The sequence below is a fragment of the Nocardia abscessus genome (assembly GCF_015477775.1).
In the GTDB taxonomy this organism is placed as follows: Bacteria; Actinomycetota; Actinomycetes; order Mycobacteriales; family Mycobacteriaceae; genus Nocardia; species Nocardia abscessus_A.
The window spans coordinates 165,534-183,727 of the sequence record NZ_JADLQO010000012.1 but is presented as its reverse complement, the minus strand read 5'-3'; the positions used below and the strand labels follow the sequence as shown (position 1 = coordinate 183,727).

Below are 18,194 nucleotides of genomic sequence, written 5' to 3'. Positions count from 1 at the left end.
CAACCGTGTCAGCAGCCGAAGGAGTGTCGTTTTCGTGGCCATCATCGAACAGGTCGGAGCTCGCGAGATCCTGGATTCGCGCGGAAACCCCACCGTCGAGGTCGAGATCGCTCTCGACGACGGCACCCTGACCCGCGCGGCCGTGCCCTCCGGCGCGTCCACCGGCGAGCACGAGGCCGTCGAACTGCGCGACGGTGGTGAGCGCTACGGCGGCAAGGGCGTCCGCAAGGCGGTCGAGGGTGTGCTCGACGAGATCGCGCCCGCCGTCATCGGTCTGGACGCCGTGGAGCAGCGCACCGTCGACCAGGTGCTGCTCGACCTGGACGGCACCCAGGACAAGTCCCGGCTCGGCGCCAACGCCCTGCTCGGCGTGTCGCTGGCGGTGGCCCGCGCTGCGGCCGAGTCCTCGGGCCTCGAACTGTTCCGCTACCTCGGCGGCCCGAACGCGCACGTGCTGCCCGTCCCGATGATGAACATCCTCAACGGTGGCGCGCACGCCGACACCGGCGTGGACGTGCAGGAATTCATGGTCGCCCCGATCGGCGCGCCGACCTTCAAGGAATCGCTGCGCTGGGGCGCGGAGGTCTACCACGCGCTCAAGGCGGTGCTGAAGGCCAAGGGCCTGGCCACCGGCCTCGGTGACGAGGGCGGGTTCGCGCCCGACGTGGCGGGCACCAAGGTGGCGCTGGACCTGATCAGCGAGGCCATCGCCAAGACCGGCCTGAAGCTGGGCAGCGACGTGGCGCTCGCGCTCGACGTCGCGGCCACCGAGTTCTACACCTCCGGCAGCGGCTACAAGTTCGAGGGCGTGGTGCGCTCGGCCGAGGAGATGGCGCAGTTCTACGCCGAGCTGATCGGCGCCTACCCGCTGGTGTCCATCGAGGACCCGCTGTCGGAGGACGACTGGGACGGCTGGGTGACCCTGACCGACCAGATCGGCGACAAGGTCCAGCTGGTCGGCGACGACCTGTTCGTCACCAACCCGGAGCGCCTGGAGGAGGGCATCGCCAAGGGCGCCGCCAACGCGCTGCTGGTGAAGGTCAACCAGATCGGCACGCTGACCGAGACGCTGGACGCGGTGGAGCTGGCGCACCGCAACGGCTACAAGACGATGATGTCGCACCGGTCCGGCGAGACCGAGGACACCACCATCGCCGACCTCGCCGTCGCGGTGGGCAGCGGCCAGATCAAGACCGGCGCCCCGGCGCGCAGCGAGCGGGTCGCCAAGTACAACCAGCTGCTGCGCATCGAGGACGCGCTCGGGGATTCGGCGCGCTACGCGGGCGACGTCGCGTTTCCCCGCTTCGCGTTCGAAGGCTGACCTGCGGTGCGAGCGACGGCCCCTGCGGAGGTGGCGTGCGTGACCTCGCAGGGCCACGGGAGTACCGCGAAGTAGAGACCGAGGCGTGAGATGACGGAGCGACGTGCGCGTGGGACCAGTCCGGCCGGACGCGGGGACCGCCGCACGTCGCGTGCCGCCACGTCCCGCCCGGCCGATTCCGCGGCCAAGCGCGGCCGCAGGCGATCGGAGGCGGCGGAGAAGCCGAAGCCGCGCAAGAGCGCGTCGCGTGCCGCCGCCGACCGGCACGACCACACGTTCCTCGGCCTGTCCACCGGCAAGGCGGTGATCCTCGCGATGGTGGTGTGCGGGCTCGCGCTCACCCTCGCGGTGCCGATGCGCACGTACTTCACCCAGCGCGCGGAGGCCGCGCAGCTGGCGCAGCAGCGCGCGGAACTGGAAGCGGATCTGGCCCGGCTGCGGGATCGTCGTGCGCAGCAACAGGATCCGGCTTTCATCCGCACCGAGGCGCGCGACCGGCTGCGCTTGGTGATGCCGGGGGAGACGCCGTACATCGTGCAGGTGCCCGGCATCGAGGCGCCCGCCCCGCCCCCGGCGCCGACCAGGGCGCGGGAACCCGATCCCTGGTACACCGAACTGTGGCGCAGTATCTCCGAGCCGCAGCCCACACCGGCGGCCGCGCCGGCCGCCCCCCGACCGCAAGCACCGGAAGGACTGGAAGGACCCAGGTGACCGCACCGAACGACCAGGATCTTGCGATCATCGCCGAGCAGCTGGGCCGTGCCCCGCGCGGCGTGCTCGCCATCGCCTACCGCACCCCGGACGGGATCCCGGCCGTTGTGAAGACCGCGCCGCGCCTGCCGGACGGCACCCCCTTCCCGACCCTGTACTACCTGACCGACCCCCGGCTCACCGCCGAGGCGAGCAGGCAGGAATCCGCCGGTGTGATGCGGGAGATGACCGAGCGGCTCGCCGCCGACCCGGAGCTGGCCGCCGCCTACCGCGCCGCGCACGAGAGCTATCTGGCCGAACGGGACGAAATCGAATCGCTCGGTACGGATTTCACCGGCGGCGGGATGCCCGAGCGGGTCAAGTGCCTGCACGTCCTGATCGCCCACTCGCTGGCCAAGGGGCCGGGGGTGAACCCGCTCGGCGACGAATCCGTGGCGCTGGCCGCCGAGCACGGCCTGCGTGGCACCGCGATTCCGGCCGACTGGCCGACGCCTCGACCGACCGGCCCGCGAGAGACTGGAGCACAGCGATGAGTGACCGCGTAGCCGCCGTGGATTGCGGCACGAATTCCATCCGCCTGTTGATCGCCGACGTGCTCGGCGACGGACGCTTGGCCGACGTGCACCGTGAGATGCGTATCGTCCGCCTGGGGCAAGGGGTCGACGCGACCGGCTCGCTGGCGCCGGAGGCGATCGAACGCACGCGCGCCGCCCTGGCCGACTACGCCGCGCTGATGCGCGAGGCAGGGGTCGGCCGGGTGCGCATGGTGGCCACCTCCGCCACCCGGGACGCCGCGAACCGGGAGGACTTCTTCGCCATGGCCCGGGCCGAACTCGGCGCCGTGGTCGCGGGCGCCGAGGCCGAGGTGATCACCGGTGACGAGGAGGCGCGGCTCTCGTTCGCGGGCGCGATCGGCGAACTGTCCGAGGCGGCAGGGCCCTTCGTCGTGGTCGACCTGGGCGGCGGATCGACCGAGCTGGTGTTCGGGGACAGTGCCGGGGTGCGGGCCGCGTTCTCCGCGGACATCGGCTGTGTCAGGATCACCGAGCGCTGCCTGGCAGGCAACCCGCCCACCGCCGAACAGGTGGTCGCCGCCCGAGCCTTCGCCACCGAGCGGTTGACCGAGGCGTTCACCCACGTCCCCGTGGACGGCGCCCATACCTGGGTCGGCGTCGCGGGCACCATGACCACCCTGGCCGCGGTGGCGCTGGATCTCCCCGAATACGACTCCGAACGGGTGCACCTCACCCGGCTGACCATGGACCAGATCCACGACGTCTGCGACCGGCTGGTCGCCATGGACCACGATCAGCGTGCCGCGCTGGGCCCGATGCACCCCGGCCGGGTCGATGTGATCGGCGGCGGCGCGGTCATCACCGAGGTGCTCGCGGAGGAATTGTCCCGGCGCGCGGGTATCACCGAAATGGTGGTCAGCGAGCACGACATCCTCGACGGTATCGCCCTGTCGATCGCCTGACCGGCCGCCCGATCAGCCCCGCGGGGCGTTTCCGTCCAGCCCGATCTCGGCGCGCGGCTCGGCTCCGGTACGCGCTCCGGTTCCGGCGCGGGCCGAGCGACGCGCCCTGCCCACCGCGGTGTCGGCGAGCCGGGACAGCGATTCCTTGTTGCGCGGCACCAAGAGGATCTCTTGGAGCACGTTGGGCACCATCGTGCCCAGCCCTTTCTTGGCGTGCTCGTACATGCGGATCTCGGTCTCGCCGGACGCGGTCTCGACGAGTTCCAGGCGGATCCACGCGGAGCCGAGCGGGGAGAGCTTCGCCTCGAGTTCCAGCATGTGCGGCGGCTCCACCGAGATGACCTGCGTGGTGTCGTCCGCGGTGAATGGCCACACGCCGACGCTGTAGTGCAGTCTGGTGCCGACGGCGGGCCAGTCGTCGTCGACGTCACGGATGTGTGTGGCGCCGACCACCCAGGTGGAGAACAGCCACCCGTCGGCCAGGACGGCGAAAACCTGTTCCGGTGTAGTCGGCACGGTGATTTCCACGTGGACCATCAGCTCAACGCTTTCTGGGTGGGGGCCGTGGCTGGTTTGCCTGTCGCTTGCGGGGTGCCCGGACGTGCGGCATGCAAACCTCCCTCGTGGCCCGCTCCGGTTTCGCTTGAACAGAACACACGAATCCTCCGCCACATTGTCCCGGATGGGACTCTTCGGAGCATGGTTGCAGGGCCAACTACGACTACCGACCGCGGCCGGGGCCTACGGCGGTCTCGGGTACTTGTCCACCGGGCCGAGCGGCTGGTTCGCCAATCGGTTGCTCGGTCGCGGAACTGTCATGCGGCGGCATCGTGTCACGGCCGGGCGCCGCACCCCGGTCGACCCGGCGGGGCGCCGGTGGCGCTGGACCCGGACTTGCCGTGACCACCGGGCTCGCGCCGGAAGCTTTCCTGGCTCACGTGACGGCACTGTATTTTTTCTCGGTTGGTACCGAAACGTCGATGTCGGGTAGTTTGACCCGGTTCTATGACCCAGGTCACGAGTTCGCCCACTTCGGCATCACCGGACGGTCGTGGTGTATGCGGGACTGATCGTCACCGCCATCGCACCGCGGATCAGCGAACTCTCGGCAGGCGTGCATCGGCGCGCCGCATGGGTACAGAACACCAAGCACAGCAGCACGATCTAAGGAGAACGCGTGACCAACCCCGGGCCACAAGCCGATCCGGCGGGTGACGTCTCGTCTCGGTGGGGCGGTCTGTTCCGCACCAAATCCATCGAACAGTCGATGCGTGACACCGACGAGCCCGACTCCAAGCTCCGCAGGGACCTGACCGCCTGGGACCTCACCGTCTTCGGCGTGGCCGTCGTGGTCGGAGCGGGCATCTTCACCCTCACCGCGCGCACCGCGGGCAATGTCGCGGGTCCGTCCGTCTCGCTCGCTTTCGTGTTCGCCGCGATCGCCTGCGGGCTGACCGCGCTCTGCTATGCCGAGTTCGCATCCACCGTCCCGGTCGCGGGTAGCGCCTACACCTACTCCTACGCCACCTTCGGCGAGCTCGTCGCCTGGATCATCGGCTGGGACCTCATCCTGGAGTTCGCGCTCGCCGTGGCGGTGGTGGCCAAGGGCTGGTCGCAGTATCTCGGTGAAGTGCTCGGCACCACCTCCCCGGTCGTGCACATCGGCTCGGTGAGTTTCGACTGGGGCGCGGTGCTGCTGATCACCGTGCTCGGTGTGCTGCTCGCGACCGGCACCAAGGTGTCCTCGCGGGTGTCGGCGGTGGCGGTCGCCATCAAGCTGGGCGTGATCGCGCTGGTGCTCGTCGTCGGTCTCACCTATTTCAAGTCCTCGAACCTCTCGCCGTACATTCCGCCGTCGCAGCCGGGCGAGCGCGGCGAGGGCCTGCGGCAGTCGCTGTTCTCCTACCTGACCGGCGCCGGGCACAGCAACTTCGGCTGGTACGGCCTGCTCGCGGCGGCCAGCCTGGTGTTCTTCGCGTTCATCGGCTTCGACGTGGTCGCCACGACGGCCGAGGAGACCAAGAACCCGCAGCGGGCGGTGCCCCGCGGCATTCTCGGTTCGCTGCTCATCGTGACGATCCTGTACGTCGCGGTGTCGCTCGTGCTCACCGGCATGGTGCCCTACACCGAGTTGTCCGGCGGCGACGCGACGCTGGCGACGGCGTTCGGCATCCACGGGGTGACCTGGGCGAAGAACATCATCTCCATCGGCGCCCTGGCCGGGCTCACCACGGTGGTCATGGTGATGTACCTCGGGCAGACCCGGGTGCTGTTCGCGATGGCGCGCGACGGGCTGATGCCGCGCAAACTCGCGCACACCGGCAAGAACGGCACGCCGGTCCGCGTCACCGTGATCGTCGGCGTGGGGTGCGCCCTGCTGGCCGGATTCGTGGACTTCGGCACGCTGGAGGAGATGGTCAACATCGGGACGCTGTTCGCGTTCGTGCTGGTGTCGGTCGGTGTGCTCATCCTGCGGCGTACGCGCCCCGACCTGCCGCGCGGCTTCCGTGTTCCGTTGGTGCCGCTGATTCCGGTCCTGGCGGTGCTGTCGTGCCTGTGGCTGATGCTGAATCTCTCTGTGGAGACCTGGCTGCGGTTCCTGGTGTGGATGGCGATCGGCTTCGTCATCTACTTCGCCTACTCCCGGCGCAACTCCTTGCTCCGGAAGACACCGGTCGCGTAGTCACCTACGGGTCTGTTCGGGCTCACGGGGTATCGGCGGATAGCCTGACGCGGTGTCGCAGCGTGAGTTGGTTGTTCTCGGTACCGCGAGTCAGGTGCCGACGAAACAGCGAAACCACAACGGGTATCTGCTCCGGTGGGACGACGAGTCGATCCTGTTCGACCCCGGTGAGGGTACGCAGCGGCAGATGACCTACGCCGGCGTCACCGTCACCGGGCTCACCCGGATCGCCATCACCCATTTCCACGGCGACCACAGCCTGGGCCTGGCCGGAGTCGTGCAGCGGATCAATCTCGACCGGGTGCCCCATCCGGTCGATGTCGTCTTCCCGGCGTCGGGCGCCGCGTATTACGACCGCCTGGTCAACGCGACGTCCTACTATCACCGCGCCGAGCTGCGACCGCGTCCGGTGATCGGCCCCGGCCCCGTGGACCTGCCCGAGGCGCCGTTCACGGTGACCGCGGTCCGGCTCTCGCACCCGGTGGACACCTTCGGCTATCGGCTCAGCGAGCCGCCCGGCCGGCGCATCCTGCCGGACCGGTTGCGCGCCCTGGGGCTGCGCGGTCCGGTCATCTCCCAGCTGCAACAGCGCGGCAGTGTCGAGTTGGGTGGTCGCACAATCACTTTGGCGGAGATCAGCGAGCCACGATCCGGCCAGAGTTTCGCCTTCGTCATGGACACCCGGTTGTGCGCCGGCGTCCAGGAACTCGCCGCCGACGTCGACATGCTCGTCATCGAAGCCACTTTCCTGGACGCCGACGAACATCTGGCCACCGAGTACGGTCACCTCACCGCGGGCCAGGCGGCGCGGGCGGCCGCCGACGCAGGCGCCCGCGCCCTGGTCCTGACCCACTTTTCGCAGCGCTACCGTGACCTCGACGAGCACTTGACCGAAGCGGCGAAGTACTTCTCCGGCGAGATCCACATCGCCACCGACCTCGCCCGAATCCCGGTGCCGCCCCGCCGCTGACGGCCCGCCGCCGACATTCGCCACGCCGAGATGCTCCGCGGACGCTAACACCAGCCCGCCGCCACCGATCTAGTTCTCTGGGACGCCTGCCAACCCGGGTGCGCAACCACCGCCACCGGCGCCGGTCAATCGACCACGCCGTCCGCCACCCGGCCACGGCCGACGCCCCGCCACCCCGACGAATTGTCGGAATTCCGGTACAGCCGTACGACTCGGTACGCTGTCCCGGACGCCCCTATAGCCCAATTGGCAGAGGCAGCGGACTTAAAATCCGCCAAGTGTCGGTTCGAGTCCGACTGGGGGCACCACGAAACCACAGGTAAACCGTCTTTCCCGCCGCCCGACTCGTCCGCGTCGGCACCCCGCTCCGCAGTGAGTCCGCAGAAGTCGGTGCTGCCCCGATTCAGCCCCGTCCAGGTCCATCGACCAAGAGGCCGCCGTGCTGACATCACGCTGGTCGCCAAGACATAGCCAGAGCGTGTCGGCTGTGCACGAACCCTGGGCAAGCGGGGCGAGGCCAACGGAGCGCCCGACGTTCGTGGCAATGGCCACGACATGGAACCGCGAATATCTGCGTGCAAGCCAGGTCACTCCGGAGATCCGTGAAGTGACATCCCGCAAGGCCCGTGGAACCCGAGTCGCGCAGGCCCTTCAGCACTGGGCGAGCCTTCGGTCGTGAACGAATTGCACACGGCGGCAACGTTCTTACGGGAAGAATACGGGTATGGCGTCCAAACCACGGCCCAGCGGCTATCGCAATTACACTGCGGACGGCACCTACTGGACGGTGCGCAAGCAGGGGCGAACGTACTGGGTCGTACGCATCGATCCGATGGGCGGGGACTATCGGGTGGTCGAGTGGTGGGGCGGATACCACCGGGCGGGGGCCGCCGGTGGCGCCGCCGCACAGCTCGCCTATCAGCAGGCGCTTTCCGCCGCGAAAGAGGTGCTGCGCGACCATCTGCACGAAGCGCTGGAAACCATAGGGTTGGGCGCGCCCGTCTCTGCCGCGCCCGTGTCGCCGAAGGAGGCGCCGTCGCGACTGTCGTCCGACGACGAGGAGTGAAGACGGCCGCTCACGAGGATCGGCCGTCGAACGGAAGGCCGAGATCATGCGGTCGCCTACCGCCGTTATCACTCCCGCTGTCGACGACTCGTCGCTGACCGCCTGGGCATCAACCGAGGTAGTGACGCGCACGCGGTAAGTGCGTGCGGGCTACGACTGCACGATGAAACGGTCAGGCGCACCCGCGCCGTTCAGCCGGGCCGAGGCGATTTTGCCCGCGACGGCACGGAACAGTACGTCGTCGCGGCCGGTCTCGGGGCGGATCGTCTCGGCGACTTTGTCGAGACGAAGGGTGTGCTCGGTCCCGGACACGTCGGTGTAGGCGTAGCGGACTTGTTGCTCGTCCTCTTCTATCTTTCGAACCTCTGCGTACAGCGCCATCGATCGGTCGGTTGGTGCAGATGCCTCAGCGCGAAAGGCCGTGGGCGCGGGCGATGATGCGTTCCATGAGGGTGCGGGGGAGGATGCGGCGGAGGGTGAAGAGGGCGGGGGCGTTGCTGCCGATGGCGTAGAGGGGTTGGGGGTGGTCGGCTTCGATCGCTTTGACGATCGTGGTGGCGACCTTTTCCGGGGTGATGCCTTTCGCCTGCTTCTCATCGAGTTTCGCCATGAAGGTCGTGAAATCCTTGGTGTGCGGCGAACCTTCGGTGAGGTATTTGGTGCGCCGCTCACGGAGGCCGGTGTCGATCTGGCCGGGCTCGACGGCGGTGATCCAGACGCCGAAGGGGGACTCCTCGAAGCGGGCGGCGACCGCGAAGCCGCGCACCGCCGCCTTGGTGGCGACGTAGGAGGAGCGGTAGGGCATCGGGAAACTGGCGAGCATCGACCCGACCATCACGACCCGCCCGTACCCGCGTTCGCGCATGCCGGGCAGCACCGCTTTGGTCAGGGCGACCGGGCCGAGCACGTTCAGCTGGAACAGTCGCTCGACGGCGTCGGTGGGCAATTCGGCCAGTGGACCCGCCTGGCTTTCGCCCGCGTTGTTGACCAGCACGTCGACCTGGTCCAGACCCGCCGCGAAGGCTGCTACCGAGGTCGAATCGGTCAGGTCGAGCGCCCGGTACTCGACCCCCGGCACGCGGGCGTCGGAGCCGATGGCATCGGGGTTACGGCTGGTTCCGATCACTCGGTACCCCCGCTCGGCCAGCGCGGCGGCCGTGGCCTTTCCGATTCCGGACGACGCACCGGTGACCACAGCGACGCGAGACATGGCGTTCCTTTCGACGGCAACACGCTGACGATATCGTCAGAACACCGATCCGCGCTACCGGGAAGTAACTTCGCGCCGCCGCCGACGCGGGCGGTCGGGTGCGCAGCGATCTCGTCACGAGTGCGCCGGTCCGGTTCGCGCGGCGGCGGGAAACGGGAATACAACGCGTGGTGGCGGCTCGGGGATTGCCCATTGAATTCTCCATGGCGGGTTCGGGACCGCACGCGGCGGCACGGCGATGCCGGGTGCGCCGTGCTCCGACCGGTCGTGGGCCTGTGAGCTGGGCGGACGGCTTTGCGTGAGACGTGAGATGTGCTCCGGCGCAGCCGAAATCGTTCACTGGCGGGAAGTCCGTGCGGATGTCGGTGGTCGTGTGATGGGGCTAGGGTTGGCCGGCGCGGTGCAGGCCGGAGACGCTGCCGCGTTACCCCCGACGCCGAGGAGAATGTGGTGGTTGTCGATACCGTCCGCGAGGAACAGGCGATTCGTCAGATGACGGAGCGGCTGGTCGAAAACTACACCGAGACCTATTCTCCTGAGCATATCGAGAGCACCGTGGGCGCGGCCCGGCAGAAGTTCGCCGGCCACCCGGTGCGGCAGTTCGTGCCGATCCTGGTCGAGCGAGTGGTGCGCCGGGAACTGGAGAAGGCTCCCGAAGCGGAAGTGCAACCCGCGACGGTACCGATGGAGAAGGCTCCCGAACCCGCCGCGGCCGTTGCCGGGAAGCTGCCGGATCTGCGTGAGTTGTGGTCGTCGAAGAAGCGTTTCGCGCCGTACGCGGTGGGCGCCGTCGTCATCGTGACGGTGATCGCCGTCGTGCTCGCCGTGCGGCAACCCGCTCCCGAGGCGCCCGCTGCCGCCCCTGCTCCTGCCGCGCCGCTCACGGTGGTCCACGGTGTGGTCGGGTCGGAAAAGATGGCGTTCTTCCAGGACCCGAAGGTGATCGACGCGCTGGCACGCAACGGCGTGCGCGTCGAGGTCGAGCCCGCCGGGTCGCGGCAGATCGCCACGTCCATCGATCTCACGAAGTTCGACTTCGCTTTCCCGTCCAGCGAACAGGCGGCCGAGCGAATTCAGCGGCAGCGCAATGTGACCGCCAAGTACACGCCGTTCTCCTCGCCGATGGCGGTCGCGACGTTCACCCCGATCGCCGATCTGCTGGCGAAGACCGGAGCGGTGCGACCCGGACCGGTGTCTACGCTGGACCTGCGCCGCTACCTCGATCTGGTCCGCGGCGGCACGCGCTGGGACGAACTTCCGGACAACTCCGCGTACCCGGTGCGCAAGAACATCCTGATCTCCACCACAGACCCGCGCAGCTCGAACTCCGCCGCCATGTATGTGGCCGCGGCGAGCTATGTCGCGAACAACAACACGATCGTGCAGGGCCAGAGCGCCGAGCAGGCGGTCCTGCCCGCGTTGTCGCGGCTGTTCGTCGGCCAGGGTTACACCGAGAACACCACCGAGGGGCCGTTCAACAACTACCTCGCCACGGGGATGGGCCCGACGCCGATGGTCTGGATCTACGAGGCGCAGTACGTCGAGGCGACCGTGCGCGGACAGACCAAACCCGAGATGACGCTGCTGTATCCCTCTCCGACGGTGTTGTCCCGGCACACGCTGGTGCCGTTCGGCGCGACGGGTGACCAGCTGGGCCGGCTGTTGTCCACCGACCCGGAGTTGCAGCGGCTGGCCGCCGAGCACGGCTTCCGCACCAACGACGGAGCCCAGTTCGCGAAGGTCGCCGCCGAACGCAACGTCCCGGTCGCGCCGGATCTGCTGGACGTGGTTGCCACCCCGACCTACGACACGCTGGAGCATCTGCTCGACGGAGTGACCAAGACCTACAACTGAAGCCCGTCGTGCCCGCGTTTCGGTGGAGACGACGCGGGCATCCTCTTGGCATCAGATGCCGCGACAACGGCGGGCATCGCGGCGGGAGGAAACACAGGTGACAGCGGACGATGGGCCATGGGAGATCCCCCCGATCGATGACGCTCCGGACATCGCGCGCGACAGCGCGCCGCAACCGGGAGCGGCGATGGCCGACACGAGGAACTGGCCGGGCTACGGATTGTTGCTGGTCGCCGCGGCGGTCGCGATCGTGTCCGCGGTGTTCGCGGGCTGGGGGTTCGGCCGTCTCTCGGTCGTGGCCGCGATCATCGCCGTCGTCTTCCTGATCGTCGGGGTGGGCCTGATCGTGCTGGAGCAGGTGCGCGCCCGAGCGAAGGCGCGACAGCACGCCGAACAACCCGCCGAGCAGGCAACCGTGCCGCCGGGATACTGACGATTCCTCAATCCCGGGGCAGGAAGCCCGATTCGATGAATTCCCGCACGAACGTGTCCACCACCGCGCGGTCCACCGCCGGGCAGTCCACTCCCGTGCCCGCCAACGCGGCGCGGCTGTGCGCGTCGGCCCAGTCGATGTGACCGGCCAATTCGGCGAAATCGGTGCTCAGCAGCGCCGCGCGCACCAGCGAATCGTCGCCCATCGCATCGCGACGCCGGGCCTCCCTGACCAGACCCGCGCGCACCGTGTCCTCCGGCACCGTCGCCACCGGCAGTCCGTGCGCACGCAGACTGGCGAGAATCTCGCCGACCGCTATCGGAGCCCGATTGACCAGGTGGTAGACGGTTTCCGAACGCGGGCGAACCGAGATCTCGACGATCGCGCCGGACACGTAGTTCACCGGAACCAGGGAGACGGTGGCGTCGCCGACATCGGGCGCCATACCCAGTGTCGCGGCGGCCCGCACCATGTTCCACAGCGAATCGTCGGTGCTGTTCACGCCGACGCTCGGGCAGCCGCAGATGGTGCCCGGCCGGTAGATGGCGATGGGCACCCCGCGCTCGCCGGCTTGGCGGACCAGTTCCTCGGCGGCCCATTTGGAAGCGAGATAACCGTTGCCGGACACCTGGTCGGCACGCAGGCGGACGTCCTCGGTGACCACCGGCGCGTCCGGCGTCGTCGCGACGGCCGCGCCCATGGTGGAGACCAGGTGGAACGGCTTGACCCGCCGAGTCGTCGCCAGCCGCAACAACTCTCGGGTGCCCTCGACGTTGGCTCGGCGTAGCCGCGCGTACGGGTCGAGGTGATTGACGCGCGCGCCGTTGTGATAGATCGCGTCGATGCTGTCGGCGAGGCGGTCGTAATCGCCGGTGTCCAGGCCGAGGCGCGGTGCGGTGAGGTCGCCCGCGACGACCACGATCCGCTCCGCGGAGCAGCTTCCGGCCAGCCGGTAGCGGTTGAGCGCGGTGAGGATCCGGTCGATTCCTTCCTCCGCGTCGTCGGCGCGTACCACGCACCACACCCGTGCTTCGGTGCGGTCCAGCAGTTCTTGCAGCAGATGTGCGCCGAGGAAACCGGTCGCGCCGGTCAGCAGGACCTCCTGCGGCGGGCCGGTGTGCGCGGGGGCGCATCCGCCGATGCCGATTTCCGGTTCCAGGACGGCGTCCCGCTCCGGTGTCGCGACGGTGGGCGCGGCCGCCCCGGCCAGCCGTGCGGCGAGGCCGCCGACGGTCGGAGCCGCGAGGATGGCGGACATCGGCACGTCGCGCCGCAGCCGGGCCGACAACCGTCGGTGCAAGGTGAAGGCGAGCAGCGACGATCCGCCGAGTTCGAAGAAGTCGTCCCCGGCCCCGATCGGGGACACCGCGAGCACGTCGGCGAAGACCTCCGCGATCGCACGCTCGAGCGGTGTGCCGGGGCCAGCGCCGGTGCGTGTGGCGAACACCGGCTGCGGCAGCGCGGCCCGGTCGAGTTTTCCGCTGGTGTTCACCGGGAACGTGTCGAGGACCAGCACCGCCGACGGCACCATGTACCCGGGCAGCATGCGCGAGACCGCGTGACGCAACGTGTCCGGGTCGACCGCGACGCCCGGCGTGGCTACCACATAGCCGACCAGTCGATCCCCGGCATCGGAGCTCTTGACCGCCACCGCCGCCCGGCCGACCGCCGGATCGGCCAGCAAAGCCGCCTCGATCTCGCCGAGTTCGATGCGGTGGCCGCGGATCTTGACCTGGAAGTCCGTGCGTCCCAGGTAGTCCAGGGTGCCGCCGCGGTTCCAGCGCACCAGGTCACCGGTCCGATACATCCGCTCGCCGGGGTGCGTCGGATCGGCGAGGAAGCGTGCCGCGGTCGTGCTCGGTGCGCCGTGATAGCCGCGGGCGAGCTGAACGCCGCCCAGATAGAGTTCGCCGGGCACGCCGACCGGAACCGGCCGCAACCGTTCGTCCAGCACTTGGCATCGCGAATTCCACTCCGGCACACCGATGGGAATGCCGGGTGCGGTGCGGCCGGCGGCCGAGACAGCGTGCTGGGTGATGCTGACCGCGGCCTCGGTCGGCCCGTACAGGTTGTGCAGGCCGGCCCGGCACACACCCGCGAAGCCGCGCGTGGTCTCCGGGGACAGCGCTTCACCGATGACGAAAACAGCGCGCAGCGAGGACAACTCGTTCCCAGTCGCGTGCTCGGCGAAGATCGTGAGCATCGCGGGAACGAAATCGGTGAGCGTCACTCGATGCTCGGTGATCAGGCGGCACAGCGCCGCCGGGTCGCGGTGTTCGTCCGGCCCGGCCAGGATCAGCCTTGCGCCCGCGCGCAGCGGCAGGAAGTAGCCCCACAGGGACACGTCGAAGGTCGCCGGGGTCTTGTGCAGATACACGTCGGTGGCGTCGACGCCGTATTCGGCCTGCATCCAGGCGAGTTGGTGCACGATCGCCCGGTGCGTGACCACCACGCCCTTGGGACGGCCGGTCGATCCGGAGGTGTAGAGGACGTACGCGGGGTGGTCGGCGTGCCATGGCGCGCGGCGCCCGGCGTCGGTCACGGGCGACGGATCGAAGCGGTCGAGGGCCAGGGTGTCGACGTCGTAGGCGTCGGTGGCCGTGAAACCGTCCGCGCCGGTGGTCAGCACGCACCGGGGCGCCGCCGATTCCAGGACGTACCGGACGCGTTCGGCGGGGTGGCTGGGGTCGATCGGCACCCAGGCCGCGCCCGCCGCCACGATCGCGTACAGCGCGACGACCTGCTGGATCGACCGCCGCATCGCCACCGCCACGACGGTTTCCGGACCGACGCCTTGTTCGATCAGCCATCCAGCCAGGCGCGCGGACCGCTCGCGCAAGTGCGCATAGGTGAGCGCCTCTTGCCCGCACACCACCGCGATCGCGTCCGGTGTCGCCGTCGCTTGCCGCTCGAATGCGGCGGTGAGCGGTTCGGCCGGGACATCCTGCTCGGATCCCGTGCCCCAGAACCGGATTCGCTTGTGCTCGACCGGATCCATGATGTCCAGGTCGCCGACCGCGGCGTCGGGATCGGCCGCGACCTGGAGCAGGATGCGGAGGTAGCCGTCGAGGAAACGCTGCACGGTGTGTTCGTCGAACAGATCGGTGCTGTAACCGAACCGGATGATGATCTCGTCCGGCTCGCCGTCGGCGTCGCGGGTGTCGACCACGCCGATGTGCAGATCGGTCTTCGCCGTGTCGGCGTCCACGTCCAGGAACGACACGCTCGGCCCGGACAGGTCGAGGGTGGCCTGGGTGAAGTTCTGGAACGCGAAGCCGACCTGGTAGAGCGGGTGCCGTCCCGGCGAGCGCGTCGGGTTGACCGCGTCGACCACGTGCTCGAAGGGAACGTCGGCGTGCGCGAAACCGGCCAGGTCCCGTTCCCGGGTGCGGTGCAGCAGCCCGGCGAAACTCTCGGCGGAATCGATGCCGGTCCGGGAGACGGTCGTGTTGACGAACATGCCGACGACATCCGCGAGCGCGGGCTCGGCCCGATTGGTCATCGGCACGCCGATGGCGATGTCGGTGCTTCCGGAGAGGCGGGCGAGCAGCACGGCGAGCGCGCAGCGCATGACCATGAACAGGGTCGCGCGGTGGGCGCTCGCGACGGCGAGCAGGTCCCGGTGCAGGGACGCGGGCGCCGAGCGCTGGGTGGCCGAGCCGCGTAGCGTGGCCACCGCCGGTCGCGGCCGGTCGGCGGGCAGGTCGAGTTCGTCGGGCAGACCGGCCAGCTCACCGGTCCAGTACGAGAGTTGCCGCGACAGCAGCGAATCCGGGTCGTCGCGCGAACCGAGCAGATCCCGCTGCCACAGGGCGTAGTCGGCGTACTGCACCTCCGGTGGCTGCCAGGCCGGCGGCGCGCCCGCGGCCCGGGCCGCGTAGGCCATGGCTACGTCGCGGGCCAGCGGCGCCAGCGACGACCCATCGGCGCAGATGTGGTGCAGGGCGCAGACCAGGACGTACTCGGTGGGCGTGCGCAGCAGCCGGACACGCAGCGGCACCTCGGCCGATACGTCGAAGCCCTGCCGCAGGATCGAGCGCACCCGGTCGGTCACCGCGTCGTCGGGCACTTCCTCCACCGCGAAATCGGCGGCCACACAGTCGGTGGCGAGGATCTGCTGCCGTGGCCCGGCTTCGTCGGCGGGATACATGGTGCGTAACGACTCGTGCCGTTCGACCGTGTCGGCGAACGCCGCGCGCACGGCCGGGACGTCCAACTCCGACAGCCGCAGCGCGAAGCCGATGTTGTCCACCGAGGACGCCGGGTCGAACTGGTTGCGCAGCCAGAACCGCAGCTGGGCGGGGGAGAGCGGGATGCGCGCCGGTCTGGTGCGTGCGCGCAGCGCCGGGCGGGCCGTGTCGAACTGTTGCGAGCGGATCGCCGTCGCCAGGGTGGCCGCCGTCGAATGGTCGAACACCAGCCGCGGCGGTATGCGCATCCGCCAGGTTTCGCTCAGGCGCGCGGCGACCTGGGTCGCCAGCAGCGAATTGCCGCCTGCCGCGAAGAAATCGGAATCGGCGCCGAACCGCTCCCGGCCGAGCACGCGGGCGAAGATCTCGGCGACCAGTTCCTCGCCGAGGTCGGCGGCGGGCCGGTGGTCCGGCTCGTCGAGGGCACGCACGCGCAGCGCCGGTCGATCGGCCTTGCCGGTCGGGGTGCGCGGGATCCGCTCGAGGACGGTGATCGTGTTGGGCACCATGTACTTCGGCAGCAGCGCCGACAGCGCGTCCGCCAGGGCGGCGGGGTCCGGGACGTGGCCCGGTTCGGGCTGGACGAACGCGGCGAGCGTGGTCTCGCCCGCGGCGGTCTTCCGGTCGACGGTCACGGCCAGCCGGACGCCGGGCCGGGTGGAGAGGATCGCGTCGATCTCGCCGAGTTCGATGCGGAAGCCACGTACCTTCACCTGGTCGTCGAGGCGGCCGAAATAGTCCAGGTGACCGGTGGTGGTGCGCCGGACGAGATCGCCGGTGCGGTACATCCGGCAGCCGGGTGGCCCGAACGGATCGGGCAGAAACCGTTGCGCGGTCAGGCCCGGTCGTCCGTGATATCCCCGCGCGACCCCGGGTCCGGACACGTACAGCTCGCCGACGACGCCGGTGCCGACCGGACGCAACCGGTGATCGAGCACCTGGCAGCGCATACCGCGCACGGCGGATCCGATGGTGAGCGGTGCGTCCGGCGACAGCGCCGGGCTCAGCGTCGCCATGATGGTGGTTTCGGTCGGGCCGTAGGCGTTGTGGAACAGGCGCCCTTCGGTGGCCCAGTGCCGCGGCAACATCGGGGGGCAGGGTTCACCGCCGACCATGACCGAGCGCAGCGCGGGCAGTCCGGCGGGTTCGATCGAGGCCAGGGCGGAGGGGGTCAGGAAGACGTGGGTGATCGACTGCCGCGCAAGCAGTTCCACCAGGGCGCTACCGCCGTAGACGGTGGGCGGGGCGACGACCAGCGTGGCGGCGCGGGCGATGGCGAGCAGCAGCTCCAGCACCGAGGCGTCGAAGCTCGGCGACGCGAAGTGCAGCACCCGCGCGTGCTCGTCCAGCGCGTGCCGCGCCGCCAGTTCGGCGCACAGCGCGGCGAGCCCGGCATGGGTGACCGCGACGCCTTTCGGGCGTCCGGTCGATCCCGAGGTGTAGATCAGGTAGGCGGTATGGGCGGCCCGCAGGCGTGCGGGCCGCTCGAAGTACGCGATCGAGTTCGGCGGGTTCGCCGTTACCCGTGCGATCACCTGGGCATCGTCCAGCGCGAGCCAGTTCACCTCGGTGGGCAGCGTCGCCGCGTGCCCCGAGCGAGTCAGTCCGAGCGTGGCGCCGCTGTCGATGACCTGGAACCGGATGCGCGACGGCGGAAGTGCCGGATCGATGGGTACGAAGGCGGCGCCGGTCTTGGCGATCGCCCACACGGCGAGCACCGAATCGACCGAACGCGGGAGTGCCACCGCGACCGCCGTTTCGGGGCCCGCTCCCGAGGCGAGCAGCGTGCGCGCCAGCCGGGACGAGCGGGCGTCGAGGTCGCGGTAGGTGATCTCGGTGTCGTCGCACACCACGGCGACGCGGTCGGGATCGTGTTCCGCCGCGGCGGCCAGGAGCGCGGCGAGCGTGGGCGGACCCGGATCGGCTGACCTGCGGCGGCGTCCGCCTCGGACGGGTGGACGAGGATCCCGGATACCGCTGGTCATGACTTCGTCCGTTCCGCGTAGCAGCAAACGCGGAGATGCTATAGCCGCCCGGCGGGATTCTTCACTGATGAGAAGGCGCCGCTCACCGACTCCGGCTCGGCGCTCGCGTCATCCGGCGGCGTTCGCCGCGCTGCCGGCCACTACGCGGATGTGCCCGAAGGCGAAGCGCTGGTTTGCGTTTCGATCCCGCGCCTCGCGCACACCTGCGCGAACCGGGGAACTCACCACCGGCGTCGGGGGACGCCCGCTTGTCGCCGTTCGTTCTCGTGCGACCGGTCCGGCGCTCGGCTCGAT

General features: G+C 69.6%; 13 protein-coding genes and 1 tRNA gene. 10 read left to right on the top strand and 4 right to left on the bottom strand.

What is annotated here, in order from left to right; genetic code table 11:
- The first annotated feature begins 34 nt into the window (after positions 1-34).
- From eno to IU450_RS27245, 4 genes are all read left to right on the top strand, one after another.
- Positions 35-1,321: a phosphopyruvate hydratase gene (gene eno / locus IU450_RS27260; protein WP_043731780.1), complete on the top strand. Its 1,287-nt coding sequence runs from the start codon at positions 35-37 to the stop codon at positions 1,319-1,321.
- Positions 1,322-1,411: 90 nt separating this feature from the next.
- On the top strand, positions 1,412-2,032 hold the full coding sequence (locus IU450_RS27255; protein ID WP_195152592.1) for an FtsB family cell division protein: 621 nt from the start codon (positions 1,412-1,414) through the stop codon (positions 2,030-2,032).
- Positions 2,029-2,565 carry a DUF501 domain-containing protein gene (locus IU450_RS27250; RefSeq protein ID WP_195152591.1) on the top strand — a complete coding sequence of 179 codons (537 nt, stop codon included), beginning with the start codon at positions 2,029-2,031 and terminating at the stop codon, positions 2,563-2,565. Before IU450_RS27255 ends, IU450_RS27250 begins: the two co-directional genes overlap by 4 nt.
- On the top strand, positions 2,562-3,509 hold the full coding sequence (locus IU450_RS27245) for a Ppx/GppA phosphatase family protein (protein WP_195152590.1): 948 nt from the start codon (positions 2,562-2,564) through the stop codon (positions 3,507-3,509). Before IU450_RS27250 ends, IU450_RS27245 begins: the two co-directional genes overlap by 4 nt.
- 12 nt (positions 3,510-3,521) lie before the next feature.
- On the opposite strand, the gene IU450_RS27240 is transcribed toward IU450_RS27245, so the two are convergent.
- Positions 3,522-4,046 carry an SRPBCC family protein gene (locus tag IU450_RS27240; protein WP_195152589.1) on the bottom strand — a complete coding sequence of 175 codons (525 nt, stop codon included), beginning with the start codon at positions 4,044-4,046 and terminating at the stop codon, positions 3,522-3,524.
- 730 nt (positions 4,047-4,776) lie between these two features.
- Here IU450_RS27240 and IU450_RS27235 point away from each other — a divergent pair.
- The 4 genes from IU450_RS27235 (at position 4,777) to IU450_RS27220 (ending at position 8,228) form a co-directional block, all read left to right on the top strand.
- Positions 4,777-6,192, top strand: a complete 1,416-nt coding sequence (locus tag IU450_RS27235; protein WP_228835216.1) for an amino acid permease — start codon at positions 4,777-4,779, stop codon at positions 6,190-6,192.
- A 52-nt stretch (positions 6,193-6,244) separates the two neighbouring features.
- Entirely contained in the window at positions 6,245-7,162 is a 918-nt protein-coding gene (locus tag IU450_RS27230) for a ribonuclease Z (protein ID WP_195152587.1), read from the top strand.
- 231 nt (positions 7,163-7,393) lie between these two features.
- Positions 7,394-7,470 (top strand) — tRNA-Leu (locus IU450_RS27225).
- Between the two features lie 416 nt (positions 7,471-7,886).
- Positions 7,887-8,228 (top strand): hypothetical protein, encoded by a 342-nt coding sequence (locus tag IU450_RS27220; protein WP_195152586.1) that lies wholly within the window; start codon positions 7,887-7,889, stop codon positions 8,226-8,228.
- A 150-nt stretch (positions 8,229-8,378) separates the two neighbouring features.
- Here IU450_RS27220 and IU450_RS27215 read toward each other — a convergent pair whose 3' ends face one another.
- Positions 8,379-8,609 carry a hypothetical protein gene (locus IU450_RS27215; RefSeq protein ID WP_195152585.1) on the bottom strand — a complete coding sequence of 77 codons (231 nt, stop codon included), beginning with the start codon at positions 8,607-8,609 and terminating at the stop codon, positions 8,379-8,381.
- Between the two features lie 25 nt (positions 8,610-8,634).
- Positions 8,635-9,438: an SDR family oxidoreductase gene (locus IU450_RS27210; protein ID WP_195152584.1), complete on the bottom strand. Its 804-nt coding sequence runs from the start codon at positions 9,436-9,438 to the stop codon at positions 8,635-8,637.
- A gap of 450 nt (positions 9,439-9,888) precedes the next feature.
- On the opposite strand from IU450_RS27210, the gene IU450_RS27205 reads away from it, so the two are divergent.
- On the top strand, positions 9,889-11,292 hold the full coding sequence (locus tag IU450_RS27205; protein WP_324197845.1) for a three-helix bundle dimerization domain-containing protein: 1,404 nt from the start codon (positions 9,889-9,891) through the stop codon (positions 11,290-11,292).
- 97 nt (positions 11,293-11,389) lie between these two features.
- A complete protein-coding gene (locus tag IU450_RS27200) occupies positions 11,390-11,725 on the top strand; it encodes a hypothetical protein (RefSeq protein WP_195152582.1) in 336 nt (111 codons plus the stop codon).
- A 7-nt stretch (positions 11,726-11,732) separates the two neighbouring features.
- Here IU450_RS27200 and IU450_RS27195 read toward each other — a convergent pair whose 3' ends face one another.
- Positions 11,733-17,900 carry a non-ribosomal peptide synthetase gene (locus IU450_RS27195; protein WP_195152581.1) on the bottom strand — a complete coding sequence of 2,056 codons (6,168 nt, stop codon included), beginning with the start codon at positions 17,898-17,900 and terminating at the stop codon, positions 11,733-11,735.
- Positions 17,901-18,194: the final 294 nt, after the last annotated feature.